This window comes from Mesorhizobium sp. RSR565B, assembly GCF_054719465.1.
This window is the reverse complement of sequence record NZ_JBTTIE010000001.1, coordinates 4,966,315-4,984,695: the sequence shown is the minus strand read 5'-3', so window position 1 is coordinate 4,984,695 and position 18,381 is coordinate 4,966,315. Positions and strand designations below refer to the sequence as shown.

General features: G+C 62.1%; 19 protein-coding genes and 1 tRNA gene. 11 read left to right on the top strand and 9 right to left on the bottom strand.

The genetic code is table 11. From position 1 onward, the window contains the following. Positions 1 to 136 precede the first annotated feature (136 nt). The 7 genes from ACYG9R_RS23865 to ACYG9R_RS23835 all read left to right on the top strand — a co-directional run bounded on the left by ACYG9R_RS23865 (position 137) and on the right by ACYG9R_RS23835 (position 6,585). A complete protein-coding gene (locus tag ACYG9R_RS23865) occupies positions 137 to 778 on the top strand; it encodes a glutathione S-transferase family protein (protein WP_031199031.1) in 642 nt (213 codons plus the stop codon). 131 nt (positions 779 to 909) lie between these two features. Beyond that, positions 910 to 1,836, top strand: coding sequence for a DMT family transporter (locus ACYG9R_RS23860; protein WP_023823002.1), 927 nt, complete (start codon positions 910 to 912; stop codon positions 1,834 to 1,836). A 227-nt stretch (positions 1,837 to 2,063) separates the two neighbouring features. Further along, positions 2,064 to 2,948, top strand: a complete 885-nt coding sequence (locus ACYG9R_RS23855) for a cytochrome c oxidase subunit II (protein ID WP_023667661.1) — start codon at positions 2,064 to 2,066, stop codon at positions 2,946 to 2,948. A 22-nt stretch (positions 2,949 to 2,970) separates the two neighbouring features. Next, the gene (gene ctaD / locus ACYG9R_RS23850) at positions 2,971 to 4,740 is read left to right on the top strand and encodes a cytochrome c oxidase subunit I (protein WP_023681631.1); all 1,770 of its coding nucleotides are present in this window, start codon (positions 2,971 to 2,973) and stop codon (positions 4,738 to 4,740) included. Beyond that, the gene (locus tag ACYG9R_RS23845) at positions 4,737 to 5,441 is read left to right on the top strand and encodes a cytochrome c oxidase subunit 3 (protein ID WP_023823003.1); all 705 of its coding nucleotides are present in this window, start codon (positions 4,737 to 4,739) and stop codon (positions 5,439 to 5,441) included. Before ctaD ends, ACYG9R_RS23845 begins: the two co-directional genes overlap by 4 nt. 13 nt (positions 5,442 to 5,454) lie before the next feature. Continuing rightward, positions 5,455 to 6,177 (top strand): heme-copper oxidase subunit III family protein, encoded by a 723-nt coding sequence (locus ACYG9R_RS23840; RefSeq protein ID WP_023667664.1) that lies wholly within the window; start codon positions 5,455 to 5,457, stop codon positions 6,175 to 6,177. A 9-nt stretch (positions 6,178 to 6,186) separates the two neighbouring features. Then, on the top strand, positions 6,187 to 6,585 hold the full coding sequence (locus tag ACYG9R_RS23835; RefSeq protein ID WP_023733688.1) for a cytochrome C oxidase subunit IV family protein: 399 nt from the start codon (positions 6,187 to 6,189) through the stop codon (positions 6,583 to 6,585). Positions 6,586 to 6,647: 62 nt separating this feature from the next. Here the strand turns inward: ACYG9R_RS23835 and ACYG9R_RS23830 are convergent, their stop codons facing one another. The 4 genes from ACYG9R_RS23830 to tig all read right to left on the bottom strand — a co-directional run bounded on the left by ACYG9R_RS23830 (position 6,648) and on the right by tig (position 10,850). After that, the gene (locus tag ACYG9R_RS23830) at positions 6,648 to 7,469 is read right to left on the bottom strand and encodes a DUF2189 domain-containing protein (RefSeq protein ID WP_023823004.1); all 822 of its coding nucleotides are present in this window, start codon (positions 7,467 to 7,469) and stop codon (positions 6,648 to 6,650) included. A gap of 179 nt (positions 7,470 to 7,648) precedes the next feature. Continuing rightward, complete coding sequence (locus ACYG9R_RS23825) at positions 7,649 to 8,581, bottom strand: heme o synthase (RefSeq protein WP_023688232.1); 933 nt, start codon at positions 8,579 to 8,581, stop codon at positions 7,649 to 7,651. A 152-nt stretch (positions 8,582 to 8,733) separates the two neighbouring features. Beyond that, the gene (locus ACYG9R_RS23820) at positions 8,734 to 9,114 is read right to left on the bottom strand and encodes a c-type cytochrome (protein ID WP_023667668.1); all 381 of its coding nucleotides are present in this window, start codon (positions 9,112 to 9,114) and stop codon (positions 8,734 to 8,736) included. Between the two features lie 260 nt (positions 9,115 to 9,374). Next, positions 9,375 to 10,850 carry a trigger factor gene (tig, locus tag ACYG9R_RS23815; protein WP_023681635.1) on the bottom strand — a complete coding sequence of 492 codons (1,476 nt, stop codon included), beginning with the start codon at positions 10,848 to 10,850 and terminating at the stop codon, positions 9,375 to 9,377. A gap of 352 nt (positions 10,851 to 11,202) precedes the next feature. Between tig and ACYG9R_RS23810 the strand changes: the two genes are divergently transcribed. Then, a tRNA-Leu gene (locus ACYG9R_RS23810) sits at positions 11,203 to 11,287 on the top strand. 101 nt (positions 11,288 to 11,388) lie between these two features. Here the strand turns inward: ACYG9R_RS23810 and ACYG9R_RS23805 are convergent. The 3 genes from ACYG9R_RS23805 to ACYG9R_RS23795 all read right to left on the bottom strand — a co-directional run bounded on the left by ACYG9R_RS23805 (position 11,389) and on the right by ACYG9R_RS23795 (position 14,603). Beyond that, on the bottom strand, positions 11,389 to 12,837 hold the full coding sequence (locus tag ACYG9R_RS23805; RefSeq protein ID WP_031199032.1) for an aromatic amino acid lyase: 1,449 nt from the start codon (positions 12,835 to 12,837) through the stop codon (positions 11,389 to 11,391). 75 nt (positions 12,838 to 12,912) lie between these two features. Beyond that, entirely contained in the window at positions 12,913 to 13,494 is a 582-nt protein-coding gene (locus tag ACYG9R_RS23800) for a GDYXXLXY domain-containing protein (protein WP_023823006.1), read from the bottom strand. Further along, a complete protein-coding gene (locus ACYG9R_RS23795) occupies positions 13,491 to 14,603 on the bottom strand; it encodes a DUF2157 domain-containing protein (RefSeq protein WP_023823007.1) in 1,113 nt (370 codons plus the stop codon). Before ACYG9R_RS23795 ends, ACYG9R_RS23800 begins: the two co-directional genes overlap by 4 nt. A gap of 235 nt (positions 14,604 to 14,838) precedes the next feature. On the opposite strand from ACYG9R_RS23795, the gene ACYG9R_RS23790 reads away from it, so the two are divergent. From ACYG9R_RS23790 to trmFO, 3 genes are all read left to right on the top strand, one after another. Next, on the top strand, positions 14,839 to 14,979 hold the full coding sequence (locus tag ACYG9R_RS23790; RefSeq protein ID WP_006335194.1) for a DUF1127 domain-containing protein: 141 nt from the start codon (positions 14,839 to 14,841) through the stop codon (positions 14,977 to 14,979). Between the two features lie 51 nt (positions 14,980 to 15,030). Beyond that, positions 15,031 to 15,174, top strand: a complete 144-nt coding sequence (locus ACYG9R_RS23785) for a DUF1127 domain-containing protein (RefSeq protein WP_023667673.1) — start codon at positions 15,031 to 15,033, stop codon at positions 15,172 to 15,174. Positions 15,175 to 15,686: 512 nt separating this feature from the next. Then, a complete protein-coding gene (gene trmFO / locus ACYG9R_RS23780; RefSeq protein ID WP_023823008.1) occupies positions 15,687 to 17,099 on the top strand; it encodes a methylenetetrahydrofolate--tRNA-(uracil(54)-C(5))-methyltransferase (FADH(2)-oxidizing) TrmFO in 1,413 nt (470 codons plus the stop codon). A gap of 39 nt (positions 17,100 to 17,138) precedes the next feature. On the opposite strand, the gene ACYG9R_RS23775 is transcribed toward trmFO, so the two are convergent. Further along, a complete protein-coding gene (locus tag ACYG9R_RS23775; protein ID WP_023823009.1) occupies positions 17,139 to 17,957 on the bottom strand; it encodes a phytoene/squalene synthase family protein in 819 nt (272 codons plus the stop codon). 25 nt (positions 17,958 to 17,982) lie between these two features. Continuing rightward, complete coding sequence (locus ACYG9R_RS23770) at positions 17,983 to 18,372, bottom strand: Mth938-like domain-containing protein (protein WP_023688226.1); 390 nt, start codon at positions 18,370 to 18,372, stop codon at positions 17,983 to 17,985. Between the last annotated feature and the right edge of the window lie 9 nt (positions 18,373 to 18,381).

Genomic DNA, 18,381 nt, shown 5'->3' with positions numbered 1-18,381 from the left:
GCGCTGCGCTCTGCGAGTCAAATGACGCTTCACTGTGCAAAAACGCAGAGCGAGCGGGCGAATCGGCATGTCGATCTGCGCATGCACGCACGCCATATGGAGTCCAACGACGAAAGAACGGTCGCGGAGAAGAGCCATGACGCCGATAGAACTCTACACCTGCCAGACACCCAACGGGCACAAGGCCTCGATCATGCTGGAAGAGGTCGGCCTGCCCTACTCGGTCCGCTTGGTCGACATCGAAAAGGGCGACCAGACCAAGCCTGATTTCCTGGCGCTCAACCCCAACAACAAGATCCCGGTGATCGTCGACCGGGACGCCGGCCGCACGGTCTTCGAATCCGGCGCCATCCTGCACTACCTGGCGCGACGGTCGGGCAAGCTTCAGCCGGTGGGCGCGCAGGAAGCGGACGATACGCTGACCTGGACCTTGTTCCAGGCGGCCCATGTCGGCCCGACGCTTGGCCAATTGTGGAACTACAAAATCTTCGCGCCGGAAAAAATCCCTTACGTGATCGAGCGTTTTGAGCGCGAAACCGGACGTGTCTTCCGAGTGCTCAATAGCCGGCTCAAGAACCATGAGCACATCGTCGGCAGAAGCTACGGCATCGCCGATGTGATGACATGGCCATGGATCAACGCGGCCGTCACCAGGCTCGGCCTCAGCCTCGATGACGCGCCAGACCTGGCGCGTTGGTATGCCGCCATAGGCCGACGCTCCGAAGTTGTCAGAGGCATTGCCGTTCCCGCCCGGCCTGAAGCATCGGCTGCCGCTTAGATCATGATGAGATTTGGTTGAAATCTCATCATGACCTAACCCTTTGTTGGAGCATGATCTTTTCGAAAAACCGGTACCCACTTTTTGGGATCATGCCCTAGCCGCAGCACCCACATTCAAGGAATACGATCGTGGAAATCCTCTTCGTCCCTCTGGCGCTTGTCGCCGGTGGCCTGCTTGCGGTGCAAGCCGGCGCCAATGCCCAACTTTCAAAGGCGGTCGGCTCACCCTTTGCCGCGACCACGCTTCAGCTCGCGGTCGGCGCCATCGTGCTGTTGTCGATCACAACTCTCACCGGAACGACACCGGCGCTGCTTGCCGTTCGGCAAGCCGAATGGTGGCACGCGATCGGCGGCATGGCTTCGGCCTTCTATGTCGTTTCCACCATTCTTCTGTTCCCTCGCCTTGGCGCCGTCGTGTCCGTCGGGCTCTTCATCGCCGGGCAGATGCTTGCATCCTTCGCCCTCGACACGTTCGGCTGGCTCGGGATCCCCGAAGCAGGACTGCGAGCCGGGCCTGCCTTTGGCATGCTGGTCGTGCTTGCCGGTGCTGCCCTCATCGTTCTGGGACAGAAGGGCGCGGCGGACAATCTGGCGCCCTCGAAACCAGGGTGGATCGGACTGGCGCTGCTGGCAGGCGCCGTGCTTCCGGTGCAAGGCGCTGTAAACGCTTTGCTTCGGCACGACCTTGGCGGCGCGCCGTTTGCGGTCGGCACCATTTCATTCCTGGTGGCGATGCTGGCCATGGCCGCGGTGCTTCTGATCGCGCTTGCCCCGACGAAGACGCCCCGCCCTCGCCTCGCCGGCCTGTCGTCGATGCCCTGGTGGGGCTGGCTCGGAGGTTTTGCCGGCGCCACCTATGTCACGACCGTGTTCACCGCCATCCCCGTCATCGGAGCGGCAGCTGCCGTCAGCCTGACGGTGGCCGGCCAGCAGGTCGCCGGCATCTTCGTCGACACCTTCGGCTGGTTCCGCCTGCCGCAGCGGCTTGTCTCCGGCATGCGGCTCGCCGGCGTCGTGCTGCTTTTGGCCGGCTGCATCATCATCAAGGCGCTTTGATCCCGCTGGAACAAGGCAAGCCGAATCAAACCAGCCCCTGCCCTCCCTGATTTGGGGGGTCGGGTGTCGCTCCGGCGTCACCAACGAAGCAAGGTCCGGCGCCGCAGAAGCAATTTTTCGCTCCTTCCACAACCGGCTCTAGAATTTCGATCGCAAATCACGCATGATGCACTTGGTATTTTCCCGGGACGGCTTCGCGCCCCCTGAAATACCGGGAGGAACGGGACATGCCCATAGTGGTTGTACTCGTTTTGATCGTCGTGGGCTCGGTGTTGTTCCACTTCCTGAGCCCATGGTGGTGGACTCCGATTGCCTCGAATTGGGACTATATCGACAACACCATCATCATCACCTTTTGGATCACCGGCGTCGTCTTCGCCGCGGTCGTCCTATTCATGGCCTATTGCGTCTTCCGCTTCCGTCACCGCGAAGGCAACCAGGCGGCCTACGAACCGGAGAACAAGCGGCTCGAATGGTGGCTGACGATCGTCACCGGAGTGGGTGTTACCGCCATGCTGGTTCCCGGCCTGTTTGTCTGGAGCCGGTTCGTCAATGTTCCAAGCGACGCAACCGTGGTCGAAGTCGTCGGCCAGCAATGGCAGTGGAGTTTCCGCTTGCCCGGCAAGGACGGCAAACTCGGCACATCCGACACCCGCGACGTCACCGCTGAAAATCCGCTGGGCGTGATCGCCAAGGATCCCAGCGGCCAGGACGACGTCGTGGTCGAAGCGGCCGACCTGCATCTGCCGGTCGGCAAGCCGGTCAAGATGCTGCTGCGCTCGATCGATGTGTTGCACGATTTCTACGTTCCGGAATTCCGCGCCAAGATGGACATGATACCGGGCTCGGTCACCTATTTCTGGTTCACCCCCACCAAGACCGGGACCTTCCAGGTTCTGTGCGCCGAACTGTGCGGCCAGGGGCATCCGATGATGCATGGCATCGTCATGGTCGATACCGAGCAGGACTATGTGGCCTGGCTCGACCAGCAGCAGACGTTCGCGCAGTTGTCGGCGCCGCAGCAGACGGGCTCGGTGGAACAGGCGCCGGGCAACGCGACGGCGTCAGCTCTAGAAGTTGCGGCAAAACTCGAAACTGTCGGGTCCCGCTGAAGGGCACGGAGGTGCTCCGCCTATGGTCGATATCACGCCTGCAGATGCCGTCCCGCCCGCCGAAGTCGCGGAAATGGAGCTTTACCATCCGCACAGCTGGTGGACGAAGTATGTGTTCTCGCAGGACGCCAAGGTCATCGCCATCCAGTATTCGGCGACCGCAACGGCCATCGGCCTGGTCGCGCTGGTGCTGTCCTGGCTGATGCGGCTGCAGCTCGGCTTCCCCGGCACGTTCGATTTCATCACCCCCGAGGCCTACTACCAGTTCATCACCATGCACGGCATGATCATGGTGATCTACCTGCTCACCGCACTCTTCCTCGGCGGCTTCGGCAACTACCTGATCCCGCTGATGGTCGGAGCCCGCGACATGGTCTTTCCCTATGTCAACATGTTGAGCTACTGGATCTACCTCCTTGCCGTGCTGGTGCTGGTGTCGAGCTTCTTTGCGCCCGGCGGACCGACCGGCGCCGGCTGGACGCTCTATCCGCCGCAAGCCATCATGACCGGCACACCTGGCGGCCAGGAATGGGGCATCATCCTGATGCTCGTCTCGCTGATCCTGTTCATCATCGGCTTCACCATGGGCGGTCTGAACTATGTCGTGACGGTGCTGCAGGCCCGCACGCGCGGCATGACGATGATGCGCCTGCCGCTGACCGTCTGGGGCATCTTCACCGCCACCGTCATGGCGCTGCTCGCCTTTCCGGCGCTGTTCGTCGCCTGCGTGATGATGCTGCTTGACCGCGCGCTTGGAACCTCCTTTTTCATGCCCGCGGTCGTCGAGATGGGGGAACAGCTACAGCACAATGGCGGCAGCCCGATCCTGTTCCAGCATCTGTTCTGGTTCTTCGGCCACCCGGAAGTCTACATCGTGGCGCTGCCGGCCTTCGGCATCGTCTCCGATCTGATCAGCACGCATGCGCGCAAGAACATTTTTGGCTACCGGATGATGGTCTGGGCCATCGTTGGCATCGGCGCGCTGAGCTTCGTGGTCTGGGCGCACCACATGTATGTCAGCGGCATGCACCCCTATTTCGGCTTCTTCTTCGCCACCACGACACTGATCATCGCCATCCCGACGGCGATCAAGGTCTACAATTGGGTGCTGACGCTGTGGCGGGGCGACATCCATCTCACCATACCGATGCTGTTTGCCATGGCTTTCATCGTCACCTTCGTCAATGGCGGGTTGACCGGGCTGTTTCTCGGCAACGTCGTCGTCGACGTCCCGCTGTCGGACACGATGTTCGTCGTCGCTCACTTCCATATGGTCATGGGTGTTGCTCCGATCGTCGTCATCTTCGGCGCGATCTACCACTGGTACCCGAAGGTCACCGGCCGGATGCTGAACGAGACGCTCGGCCGGTTCCATTTCTGGGTCACATTTCTCGGCGCCTACCTGATCTTCTTTCCCATGCATTACATCGGCCTGATGGGCGTGCCGCGGCGCTATGCCGAACTGACCGACGTGACGGTCATGACGGAGTCGGCGCATCACCTGAACTCGTTCATCAGCATCATGGCGTTTATCGTCGGCTTCGCCCAGATCGTCTTCCTGTTCAATCTTATCTGGAGCATCCGCCATGGGCGCGAGGCCGGTGGCAATCCATGGCGAGCCACGACACTCGAATGGCAAACGCCGCAGACGCCACCGGCGCATGGCAATTTCGGCAAGGATCTGCCGATCGTCTATCGCTGGGCCTATGACTACAGCGTGCCGGGCGCCAAGGAGGACTTCATTCCGCAAAACATGCCGGGCACGTTCGGCCCCTCCAGGGAGCCGGCATGAGCGTCATCCTGGTCTTCCTTCTCGTGATCGCCGGCTTTGCCGGCTGGTGGCTCTCGCATCAGCGGCTGATGGCGAAACCATGGCTCGAGCAAGGTGTGGCAGGAGATTTTGTCGCCTTCGACCGATCGAGCCTGCCGACCGCCAAGATTGGCCTCGGTGTCTTCCTCGCCGTGGTCGGCTGCCTGTTTGCGCTGTTCACCAGCGCCTACTTCATGCGTATGGCGCTGTCGGACTGGCAGCCGCTGCCCATCCCACGCCTGCTCTGGCTCAACACCGGCATGCTGGTGCTGAGCAGCGTTGCGCTGCAATGCGCCTCGATCGCGGCGCGCAAGCGCCAGATGGACACGGTCAGGCTCGGCCTTGCCGCGGCTGGGCTCACCGCGATCGCCTTCCTCATCGGGCAGCTCATGGCATGGCGGGACCTGACCGCCGATGGTTATTTTCTGGCCTCCAATCCGGCCAACAGTTTTTTCTACCTGATAACCGGGATGCACGGCCTGCATATCGTGGGAGGGCTGGTGGGCCTGAGCAGGACAACCGCCGGCGCCTGGAACGGTGCACGCCCGGAACGGCTTCGCCTCAGCGTCGAATTATGCGCCATGTACTGGCATTTCCTGCTTTTCGTCTGGCTCGCCATCTTCGCTCTTTTAGCCGGCTGGGCCGTGACGTTCATCGATATTTGCCGGCAGTTGCTGACCTAGGAGGTCGAGGAGCATGGCAGAAACCACACTGACGCATACCGGCCAAACGGAGACGCGGCCCGCAGGCTGGCAAGGCATCGCCGCCGACTGGTCCTCGGATCAGCGCGCGTTCAAGAACGTGTCCTGGGGCAAGGCCATGATGTGGATCTTCCTGCTCAGCGACACCTTCATCTTCGGCTGCTTCCTGCTCTCCTACATGACAGCGCGCGTTTCCACGCGCGTGCCGTGGCCCAATCCGAGCGAGGTCTTTGCGCTTCGCATCGGCGGTTCGGACATTCCACTGATCCTGATTGCCATCATGACCTTCGTGCTGATATCGAGCAGCGGAACGATGGCCATGGCGGTCAATTTCGGCTATCGCCGCGACCGCCGCAAAACCGCAATCCTCATGCTTCTGACGGCAGCGCTAGGAGCCACCTTCGTCGGCATGCAAGCCTTCGAATGGACCAAGCTGATCACCGAAGGGGTACGGCCGTGGGGCAATCCCTGGGGCGCGGCACAATTCGGTTCGACTTTCTTCATGATCACCGGCTTCCACGGCACGCATGTGACGATCGGCGTGATCTTCCTCATCATCGTGGCGCGAAAGGTCTGGCGTGGAGACTATGACGTCGGACGTCCCGGCTTCTTCACCAGCCGCAGGGGTCGCTACGAGAACGTCGAAATCATGGGGCTCTACTGGCATTTCGTCGACCTGGTCTGGGTCTTCATTTTCGCATTCTTCTATCTTTGGTGAGAGGCTGACATGGCTGAAGCAACCGCAAACGGCCTCGGGCAACACGCGCTGCACTCTGATCATGCGCATGAAGGGCCACCGACCGGCGTCGCGGAGGTTCATCAGGAACATCCGATCAAGCTCTATCTGGTGGTCTGGGCGTGGCTGTTCATCCTTAGCGCCTGCTCCTACATGGTCGATTATCTCGGCATCCACGGCTATCTCAGATGGTCTCTGATCCTGATCTTCATGATCCTCAAGGCCGGGCTGATCGTCGCCGTGTTCATGCACATGGCCTGGGAGCGGCTGGCGCTTACCTATGCGATCATCCTGCCGCCGCTTCTGATACTGGTGTTCGTGGCGATGATGCTCTTCGAAGCGGACTACACGCTTCTCACCCGGTTGTCCTTCTTCGGACCGGGGCCCTGACGCACAGCTTCATCTCCGGTCAAAGACCGGAGATGAAGCTTCCCATCAGTTGATCTGCGGGGTCAGAGGCCGACCGTCCTCGCGGACGATGGCGGCTCCACAACCTTGCGGTAGACATGCCAGGTGGCGTGACCCAGGATCGGCAGCACGACCGCCAGCCCGGCAAACACCGGCAGCGAGCCTATGATCAGGGCGACGGCGACAATCAGTCCCCAGACAGCCATGGGGATCGGGTTCGCCAGCACCGCTCGCACCGACGTGTGGATGGCTTCGTAGGCGCCGACGTCGCGGTCGAGCAGCAACGGGAAGGCAACAACCGTCGTGCACAACACCACCGCGGCGAAGACGAAGCCGATGGCGTGCCCCAGGACAATCAGAGACCAGCCGCGTCCGGTGGCAAATATTTCATTGATGAAGCCCGAAATCGATGCAGGCGGAGCCGGGCCGAAGAGATATTCGTAGAACACCTGCGCCGCCAAAAGCCAGGCGATGAAGATTGCAACCAGCATGATCCCGACTGCGGCGATGGCTGGCAGGGCCGGAGAATTCCTGACCTCGAACGCGTGCGTCCAGGAGGTGTCGAGCCCGGCTTCTCGTCTGCGGCTGATCTCGTAAAGGCCGATCGCCGCGAATGGACCGATAAGCGCAAAGCCGGACACCAGCGGAAACAACATCGGCAACGCATTGGCACCCGAAGTCCAGGCAGCGAGCACCACGCCGACAAGCGGATAGATCAGGCAGAGAAAGACGATGTGCGACGGTTTGACCATAAAATCGTCAACACCGCGCTTGAGCGCATCGAATAGATCGGAAACACTGATTTTTCGGATTTTGGTGTGTTCCAGCGTTTCGCTGGCGCCTGCAATCACGTGAAAACTTGTCATGCCCGTTCCTCCAGACCAGGTCCGGCAAGGTCGCGGTTTCACGGTGCTGCCGTTCTGCATGACTGGCCACGCGAACCGCGACCTGCACCGCAATCAATATACTCCATTGACTGGAGCTTGTCGCCCGTTCTTACAAAAGGCTCCCGGAAGGCGAGGTTTCCGAACACAGCGTCATGCCGTCATCCTCCGGCTGACATGAACGCGCGTATCGCGATGGTATCGGCAAGCAGCACGGCAAAGATCGCGAAAAGATAGAAGATCGAATAGGCAAACAGCGCCTTGGCCGGCTTCATCTCCTTGTCGAGGATGACCAGGGCGTTCCAGGCATGCCAGATGAAACCCGCGCCCAATGCAGCCGAAACAATCCCATAGACCCCGCTCGTAAATCCGAACGCCCAAGGCAGCACTCCGATCGGTGCCAGGAGCAGTGAATAGGCGAAGATCTGCCTTCTGGTCGAGGCCTGGCCGGCCACGTTCGGCATCATCGGGATGCCGGCAGCGGCATAGTCGCCGGCCTTGAACAGTGCGAGCGCCCAGAAATGCGGCGGCGTCCACAGGAAAATGATCAGGAACAGGATCAGGCTTTCAATGCCGATGGCGCCGGTGGCCGCCGCCCAGCCGATCATCGGAGGAAGGGCACCCGCCGCGCCGCCGATGACGATGTTCTGCGGTGTCGAGCGCTTCAGCCACATCGTATAGATGACGACGTAGAAAAAGATGGTGAAGGCCAGCAGTGACGCGGCAAGCCAGCCCACCAGCACGCCGAGCGTCATGACCGAAAGTGCGGAAAGCACCAAGCCGAAGCCGAGCGCTTCGCCGGCCGTGACGCGGCCCGACGGAACCGGCCGCTTTGACGTGCGCGACATCAGCGCGTCGATGTCGGCGTCGTACCACATGTTGAGCGCGCCGGCCGCTCCCGCTCCAACCGCAATCGCACCTATGGCGATCACGGCGATGACCGGGTTCATCGCGCCGGGCGCCACCATCAGACCGACGAAGGCGGTAAACACGGCAAGGGCCATGACCCGAGGCTTCAAGAGCGCAAAGAAATCACTGGCCGTCGCTTCCGAGAGGCGGACGCCGGTATCCTTGAGGCTTTCCTTGACCGACATTTGAGACGACCATCGATGGAAACCGGGCAGCCTAGAGCAATTCCAGGAAAGTGTATGGGGTTTTCCGCCCGGAATTGCGTAAGAACAAAGAGATCGAGCGGATCGCAGTTTCCGTGAAACGGTGAAACGCTCTGGCCGGCCGAAGAGCCAGGTTACGGGGAAAATTGCTTCAGATAGGCGATGACGTTGGCGACGTCCTCGTCCTTCTTGAGGCCGGGAAACGCCATCTTCGTCCCTTTGACCATTGCCTTGGGGTCGTGAAGATACGTCGTCAGTGTCGGCTCATCCCATTTGACGCCGGATGTGCCGGCCGCGATCATGGCTTCGGAATATTTAAAATCCGGATGCGTGCCGGCCGTCCGGCCGATAACGCCATGCAACGAAGGGCCTATCTTGTTGGTGTCTTGGTCTGCGACGTGGCAGACCTTGCATTTGGTGAAGACCTTCTCGCCCGCCGCGGCGTCCTGTGCCCGCGATGGATTGGCGATGAAAGTTGCAACGGAAACGACGGCGAAAAACGCAACCAAGCGCATGGCATTCCTCCCTGATCGTCAAATTTTCCTCAGACGGTCTGCACATGCCGGTAGCACCAGCATGCGCCCTGCACGGCAGAATAGATTCTCCGCTCCTCCCCAGATGGAATTGCGCTACCTGTGTACCACAGAATCTGGCCGGTAGGTAGAACAGGTCGACCGTACAAAGGTTCAGGTGGGCTGCGGTGGCTCAAGGCACATCCGCCACAACGAAAAAGGCCGCCTCGAGGGCGGCCTTTTCTGATCTTGTCGTCAGGCGCTTATTCGGCGTCCTTGGCGGCCTTCTTCTTCGGGGCTGCCTTCTTCTTCGGCTCTTCCGCGTCGTCGGCCTTTTCAGCCTTGTCGGCCTTCTTGGCAGCGGCCTTCTTCGCCGGCTTGGCCTTGGCGGTATCGCCCTCTTCGTCGTCAGCCATCAGCTCTTCCTTGCTGACCTTGACGTCGGTGACCGAGATCTGGCTGAGCAGATGGTCGACGACCTTCTCCTCGAACATCGGCGCGCGCAGCGTGTTCAGGGCTTCCGGATTGCTGCGATAGAACTCGAAGGCTTCCTGCTGCTGGTTGGCCGGGTAGCGGCGCACCTGCTCGAACAGGCCGCGCTGCAGTTCCTCGTCGGAAACGGTGACGCCGGCCTTCTCGCCGATCTCGGCCAAAACCAGGCCGAGACGCACGCGGCGCTCGGCAAGCCGCAGGTATTCGGCGCGTGCCTCTTCTTCCGTCGTCTCCTCGTCGGCGAAGGTACGGCCGGCGGCTTCGAGATCGCGGTTGACCTGGGTCCAGATGTTGTTGAACTCGGCATCGACGAGCTTCGACGGCGCCTCGAACGAATAGGCCGCGTCAAGCTGGTCGAGCAGCTGACGCTTGACCTTCTGGCGCGTCATCGAGCCGAACTGGTTCTCGATCTGGCCGCGCACCACGTCGCGCAGGCGCTCCAGCGATTCCAGGCCGAGGTTCTTGGCCATCTCGTCGTTGATTTCCAGCGCGCCGGGCTTGGACACTTCCTTGACGGTGACGTCGAAGGTGGCTTCCTTGCCGGCCAGATGCGCGGCCTGGTAGTTTTCCGGGAAAGTGACCGTGACCTGCTTCTCGTCGCCGGCCTTGGCGCCGATCAGTTGGTCCTCGAAGCCCGGAATGAATTCCTTGGACCCCAGAACCAGCGGCTGGTCGGTGCCGGCGCCGCCGGAAAAGGCCTCGCCGTCGATCTTGCCGACATAGTCGATCGAAACGCGATCGCCTTCGGCGGCCTTGCCGGTCTTCGGCTCGAAGCTTCGCGCCGATTCGGCAACGCGCTGGACCTGCTCGTCGATCTCGCTGTCCGGCACTTCGAATACCTGGCGCGTCACCTTGATGTCGGAGAAATCCTTGATCTCGATCGCCGGGATGACCTCGTAGTTGAGGCGGAATTCGAAGTCGGCGCCGCCGGCCAGGATCTTCTCGGCCTCTTTCTCGTCTTCCGTCATGATCACTTCAGGCTGCATGGCGGCCTTTTCGCCGCGCCCCGTGATGATCGAACGGGTCGAATCGTTGAGGATTTCGTTGACCACTTCGGCCATGAACGACTTGCCGTAGACCTTGCGCAAATGCTGCACAGGCACCTTGCCGGGACGGAAGCCGTTGATGCGGACCTTGTTCCTGGCGTCGGACAGCCGCGCCATCAGCTTGGCTTCCATATCACCGGCCGGCACGGTGATCTTGATCTCGCGCTTGAGACCGGAGTTGAGCGTTTCGGTGACCTGCATCGTAAAACCTTTATCTTCACCAAAGAGGCTGCCACGGCGTCTTGCCGTTCACAGCCTGCCGGTACAATCTTGCCGGGAATGGCTTTTGGTACGGAACCTGGCGATTTGACCGAAATTACGGCTCAAATTGTTCCAAACTGCGTTCCAAGATGTGAATAAGTTCTTGTTTTTCCTACTTCTTATCACATTCTGCAGAAGCGGATCGGCGCGTCCCGTCACATTTGACACGCCTTTTGTCACAGGCGAGGCCAATTTTCAACCATCTTCGCGTTGCAGCGAATGACCGCCCCAACGGCAGACATTTTCGCCCCGACATTGACAGAATGATGGCTACATGGGATTGCCGACAAATGCGGATGTGGCGGAACTGGTAGACGCCCTGGATTTAGGTTCCAGTGCCGAAAGGCGTGGGGGTTCGAGTCCCTTCATCCGCACCACCCTTCGCTCTATCGAGCTTCGGGTGGCAGGCCACCCAGGAGCTTGATAAAGCGAAGGGTGTCCTCCGAAGCCGTGGCGTAGGAGGACTGGCGGCGACGGCCTACACTTCAAACACTTGACCGGTAAACCACTCCGCCAATTTCGCCAGCTCCGGCCCCAGCACCCGGTCGGCGTCGACCGGCGGCACGATCTTCCTGATATCCGCGACAAAATCCTGCAATGCCGGCGGCGCGGCGCGTTCAGTCACGTACAGGGCCTGCGAGGCGATCATCGCCAGCATCGCCATCGCCGCATCGAGGCAGCGGCCGGCCGTCGCTTCCTTGGTCCAGGCGAAGAATGCGGTGGTGGCGACGTCGTCCTGGCCGGCGCCGGCCGATTCGGTGCCTGGAATGAAGGTGCGCTGCGCCGCAAGCTTGGCCTGTTCGAGATAGCCGGTGATCGCCATCGGGACATAGCCGACATTGCCATGGCCATCGCTGTCGGCCCAATGCCGCCCGGTCATCAACAGATCGGGCAGCAGCGACACCTTGCCGTTCAGCAGCTTTGAGGCGTGCCGGTCGCAAAGCAGGCAGAGATCGGCCCAGATCGCCGCCAGATCGTCCAATGCCGGTGTCGCCATGGCATTGTGGTAGCCGCCGGTGGAGATGCAGCGTCCCAGCGGATGCGCATCGTCGGGCGGGATATAGACCGGATTGTCCGAGATCGAGGCCAGCGACACAGTCGCCGCCTGCTCGGCGCCCGCCAGCGCCCGATGCGCATGGCCGAGCACGCGCGGCACGATGCGGTAGCTGACCGGCGCCTGATAGTTGCGCCGGCCGTCGCCGGCGCCAACCAGGTATTGCCGCAACCCTTGCAAGGCGGCCGCTTCGTGCGCGTCGCCCCAGAGCCCGTCGAGAGCTGCATCATAATGCTCGAGCGGCGCGCGAAACGATTCGATCGACAGCGCGAACACCTTGTGCGCCATGGCGAGGCGACGACGCGCGGCAAGTGCTGCGTCCGCCACCAGTGCCGCCGCGCAAGGCGAGCCGTTGATCAGCGATCCCCGCTCCTTCACCTCAAGCTCAAGGCTGGCGGTAAGCGTAGCAAACAGCGGATAGAGCGCCAGGATCTCGCCGGCGCCGCCCTGCCCCTGCGACGACACCACCGGCATCGGGCCGCCGTCGAGCATCGCCGCAACGGCTAGCGCGATGCGCGGCGTGGTGGCGGCATTGCCTTCGATGAAATTGGTCAGCCGTGCCAGCACGATTGCCCTGACCACGCGCTCCGGCAACTGTTCGCCGAAGGACGTTGCGGCGGCGTAGGCTTTGATCCGCGCATGGCGGGCGCGCTCGTCAAGTTCGAGCTTGCGGCTTGCCAGCTCGCCCATCGCGGTGGTGACGCCGTAGATGACCGGCGGCGGATCGGACTCAATGAGTTTCAGGAACGAGGCGCGGCACTCGGCAATGCGTTGCAAGGCCTTGTCGCCGATTTCGACCGTGTCGTTTCTCCAGGCGACGCGCAAAACGGCATCGAGATTGATATCTTCGCGCGTCGTCACCGTAATCGGCATTGTCTTCGCCCGTCTGGTTTGCATGAGGGCGAAGCGATCGATCGTTGCCGAAATCCATGCCCTGGGTAATGTCTTCTAGTAGAGCGGTTCCTCAAACAATGTCTTGTCGCCGTCCATCAGCGCCTTGATCTGTGCCTGGCCACTGGCGGCGAGCGCGATGCGCACGCCGAATGGCCGCACCCGCATGTCGTTCTGGATCGCCATGCCCTGGCCCTCAGGTAGGTAGAAGCGGCCGATGCCGTATTGCGGTGCGATCGTGGATTCAGGATCAAGCGTCCAGCCCGGCGCGACCTGGCCGACAATATCGGCTTCGTCGGCGGTCGCCGGCGTCGGAGCCTTGCCGAACCAGGCCGTGGTCGCATGCCAATAGCCGTCGGCACCCGGCTTCAGCCGGACCACGATCGGCGTGTTCTCGCTCACGAGCTGGCCGGCCGGGATGTTGGCGATCAGCTTCACCGGCAAGCGCGATATTTCATAGCCGAGGATAACATAGTCGCCGCGCAGCAGATCGCGCGGATCGACCGGCTCGACTTTCAGCAAGACCTCCTTGCCGTTGCGCAGGATCGCCGCGCGGCCGGCGATGATCCAGCTCAGGAAGCCGATCTGGACGAGCGCCAGGACCAGCGCCGAGATGACAAGTTTCTTTCCCGACATCATGCTGCCGCTCCTTCCGGGGCCTTCATGCGTTTTTCCACACGGATGATGACGAGAGCCAGGATGCCGAACAGCACTGCGGCAGCCAGGAAGAAGCCGGCCGTGCCGAGCATCGTCTGCAAGGTCACGACGTAGATAATGGCGAGCTCGAAGGCAAAGCCGGCATAGGCAACCCAGCGCAGCCCCCTGCTCTCGCGCCCGCCCAGCATGATCGCCGCGGCAATGCCGGCCAGCGCGATGACCGACGCAATGGCAAAGCCGTTGCTGAAGGCGTTGTCATCGCCCAGTTCGATCTGCATCATCGCCAGCCCGGTGAGAAAGCCGATCAAGGCGTGCAAAGGCAACCGCCCGCCGAGCTGCAAGATCCAGTCGGCCGGCCCTGCGGCGAAGATCGAAACCGCAAACAGCAGCGCCGACACCACGACGAGAGGAATAGCCAGGGCGAGCGTGTTCTGGTCCAGGCCGCGCACCGCGATATAGAAAATGACCGAGAGAATGATCAAGTGGCGTGCCGGCTGGCTACGCGTCCAGAATGAGACGACAAAAAGCACCGGCGCCATCACGACGAAGAAATCCGGAAATACGGGGCGGTCATAAAAGTCGAACGCGCGCACGAACAGCCAGGCAATGGATATGCCGACGGCAGCGACCGTCAGCGGGTTCGAGCGCAACGCCACCGCGGCAAGTGCCGTGCCGATGCCCCAGGTGACGATGGCCGAGGCCTCGTCGCCCGTGAGATGGTACATCTGGCCGATCAGCGCGATCGATCCGCCGAAGGCCGCGGCGGCCACGATCCACAACGCCTCGCCGATCGCCGCATGGTCGTGCATCTTCAAGACAGCGCCGCCGACATAGCCGGCGAGAATGACGGCAAACAGTGCCGCGACCCGCACCAGCCGCGGGATGGCGTCCCAGTTGGCGGCGACGAAGAGCAGGATCGCGGCGCCGAACAGCAGCGCCGCCATCATGGCCAATATAGTGCCGAAGCTCAGCGATTTGCGCTCGTTTGCGTCGATGTCGCGCTTAAGCGCATCGGCCGTCTTCGCGTCGATCAGGCCAGCCTGCAGCCACCGCCCGATATCGGCCCTCGCCCGTGACGAATAACTCGCCATGCCGCTTCTCCCCCAGCTTGGTCTTTCTGACAGCCGATCCGCTCAAATCGTTGACGCAACGTCATTTTCCGATTCGGGTTTCTTCATGACGAAGCCGTGAACGCGCGTTAATGTTGCATTGCACAATTTGCATTGCTGCCATGCGCCAACAGCACTTTTAAATCGATATTACCCAGCCTATTTACTGTTCGTACACAAACGGAATGATCCGAAGAAAGACCAAACGAGCACTACCATGAACCTGATCCGCAACTACCGCAACTGGCGCCGCTACCGGGACACCGTCTCCGAGCTGAGCCGCCTGTCGAACCGTGAACTGACCGACCTCGGCATCAGCCGCAGCGACATCCACTACGTCGCCCGCAAGGCGGTCTAATCCTCTTCGGATCGCAAATGATCCGAACCAGTTTTGAAAAAGAGAACGACAATGAACCTGATCCGCAACTATCGTAACTGGCGCGTTTACCGCGACACCGTTACCGAGCTGGGTCGCCTTTCGAACCGTCAGCTCCATGATCTCGGCATCGTCCGTGACGAGATCAAGATCATCGCCCGCAGGGCGACGATCTAACAAGAATTTCGCCAGGGTCGACCTCCTCCCCGACCCTGACGGATACGGTCAGCCTTCACCTCCTCCCGAGGGTTGACCACCAAAACGGCGCCCGCCGCACCTCCTCCCGCGGCGGGCGCTGTTTCCAAAGCGAACGCAGTTCGTCTCCAAAGCGAACGCAGTTCGTCTCCAAAGTGAACGCAGTTCGTCTTCCAGGGATTTCGCCTCCCTCGATCCGGCGAAAAGAATTTCGTCAAAGCCGACCTCCTCCCCGGCGATGGCGAATACGGCCGATCCCCACCTCCTCCCGAGGATCGGCCCCAAAAACGACACCCGCCGCACCTCCTCCCGCGGCGGGTGTTGTTGTTTTTGGGCAGGCTTTCAATTGCGCATGCAGTCGATCGAGGCGCTTTACGCCGCCATCAGACCGTCGCTGCGGACATAAGAAAGTCGAGCTCCGTCGTTGCACGACAATGACCCACGCTCGCACCGGCCAATTGCAAACGGCGCGCCAAGCGATTATTCCGGCGCTCATGAGCAAAAATCCTATCCACATCGTCGGCGGCGGCCTCGCCGGCTCCGAAGCCGCCTGGCAGGCAGCACAAGCCGGTGTTCCCGTCATTTTGCATGAGATGCGCCCGGTGCGCGGCACCGATGCGCACAAGACCGATGGGCTTGCCGAACTTGTCTGTTCCAATTCCTTCCGCTCCGACGATGCCGAGAACAACGCCGTCGGCCTGCTGCATGCCGAAATGCGGCTGGCCGGCTCGCTGATCATGAGTGCCGGCGACGCCAACCAGGTGCCGGCAGGCGGCGCGCTGGCCGTGGATCGCGACGGTTTCTCCGACGCGGTGACGAAAAAGCTTGAAGCGCACCCGCTGATCACCATCGAGCGGGAGGAAGTGCCGGGCTTGCCGCCGGCGGAATGGGACCAGGCGATCATCGCCACCGGCCCGTTGACCGCGCCGTCGCTCGCCCAGTCGATCGCCGGGGCAACCGGCGCCGACGCGCTGGCCTTCTTCGACGCCATCGCCCCGATCATCCATTTCGACACGATCGACATGGACACCTGCTGGTTCCAGTCGCGCTACGACAAGGTTGGGCCCGGCGGCACCGGCAAGGACTACATCAACTGCCCGATGGACAAGGACCAGTATCTCGCCTTCGTACAGGCGCTGTTCGACGGCCAGAAGACCGAATTCAAGCAGTGGGAAGGCACGCCCTATTTCGACGGCTGCCTGCCGATCGAGATCATGGCCGAGCGCGGCGTCGAGACGCTGCGCTACGGGCCGATGAAGCCGATCGGGCTGACCAATGCCCACAATCCGACGGTAAAAGCCTATGCCGTGGTGCAGCTGCGTCAGGACAATGCGCTGGGCACGCTCTACAACATGGTCGGTTTCCAGACCAAGCTGAAGCATGCCGAGCAGGTGCGCGTGTTCCGCACCATTCCGGGCCTGGAAAACGCCGACTTCGCGCGCCTCGGCGGCCTGCACCGCAACACCTACATCAACTCGCCGACCTTGCTCGACGCTTCCCTGCAGCTGAAGTCGCGGCCCGGCCTGCGCTTTGCCGGCCAGATCACCGGCTGCGAGGGCTATGTCGAGAGCGCGGCCATCGGCCTGCTCGCCGGCCGCTTCGCCGCCGCCGAGCGTCTCGGCCACGCGCCGTCCCTGCCGCCGCTCACCACCGCCTTCGGCGCCCTGCTCAACCACATCACCGGCGGCCACATCGTTTCCGACGACGAGCCGGGCAAACGCTCTTTCCAGCCGATGAACGTCAATTTCGGCCTGTTCCCGCCGGTGGAAGCACCGAAGACCGAAGGCAAACGCCTGCGCGGCAAGGACAAGACCGTGGCCAAGCGCCATGCCATCACCTCGCGCGCTCAGGCTGATTGTCGGGATTGGCTAGGGCTGCCGGCGCAAACAGCGGAAGCTGCTGAATAGGCAGGTTTCAGAGTCCTAAACACGATTGACGTTTATACGTTAACTCGCTGGCCAGCCCCGCGTTGCGCGCCTGAGCAACAGCCAATGCCGGCGCAGAGCCGAAAGCGGGGCTGCGCCGCCAAGCGGCGAGCGGCCATGGGCCATCTTGCCGAGATAGGCGCTGGTCAGCGCCAGCGGCAGGAACGCCGGACGCAGCGTTTCCGGAAGTGTGGACGCCCCTTGCTCGAAAGCGCGGAGATGCTCCTGCGCCAATGCAATCATCGCAGCCACCGCGCGCTGAGCGCCGGGGCGGCCATCGCCGCTGACGAACTCCTCCGGCGATGAGCCTACCGCTGCAAGGATATCCGCCGGCACGAAGCATTGCCCGCGCCGGCGATGCAGCGACAACAGCAGCAACAGGCCGGTCATCGCCTGGGCGCAGCCGGCCCTGCCCGCCAGTTCGGCAAAGCGCGGCGCCTCATTGGGATCGAGCACCATCGCCGCCAGCTGGATCAGCGCCGCCGCCGTCTCGCCGCAATATCCCTCGAGGTCGGTGCGCGACGGCATCGGATCGTCATAGAGGTCGAAGATGCGCGCCTCGAGCATGTTGTCGAAGGCAGTTTTGGGCAGGCCATGGGCAGAAATCGTCGCCTTCAGCGCATCGGCGAGCGGGTTGCCTGTGGCTGCGGCTTCAGCAGCGATGACATCGCGCCACCATTGCAGCCTCACTTCGCCCGGCAATGCCTCGTGGATGCGGTCTCGGACAGACGCAATCTCGGCATTGAAGGCGTAAAGCGAAAACAGCGCCGCGCGCTTGTTGGCCGGTGCATAGAGTGCGCTGACATAGCGGTCATGGTCGCCGGCGCGCACCGTCTCCATGACGATGTCAGCTGTATCGGTCACGTCAGTCGACGGCGATCAGCGCCGCGGCCACGGCGCGGTCTTCGGCAAGCAGAACATTATAGGTCCGCACCGCTGCCCCCGTCGACATCGGGTCGGAGCCAATGCCAGCCGCTTTCAGCGCCGCCCGAAGTGCTGTCGGCAAGGGCCGCAAATCCTTGCCTGTGCCGACCAGCAGGATCTCGACCTTGCCGGCCTCGGCCAGCAGCAGGTCGAAATCCGCCGCCGTCAGGGCCAGCGGATCGGCCGGCTCCCAGCCGTGGATGCCGGAGGGCAGGCACAGAAGCGAGCCGCGATGCGACATGTCGGCGAAGCGGAAGCCGCCATTGCCGTAGGCTTCGATCGGCGCCCGTCCGGGGAAATGCGCCTCGCGAATGACGATGCCTTTTGCCACCAGCGCGGC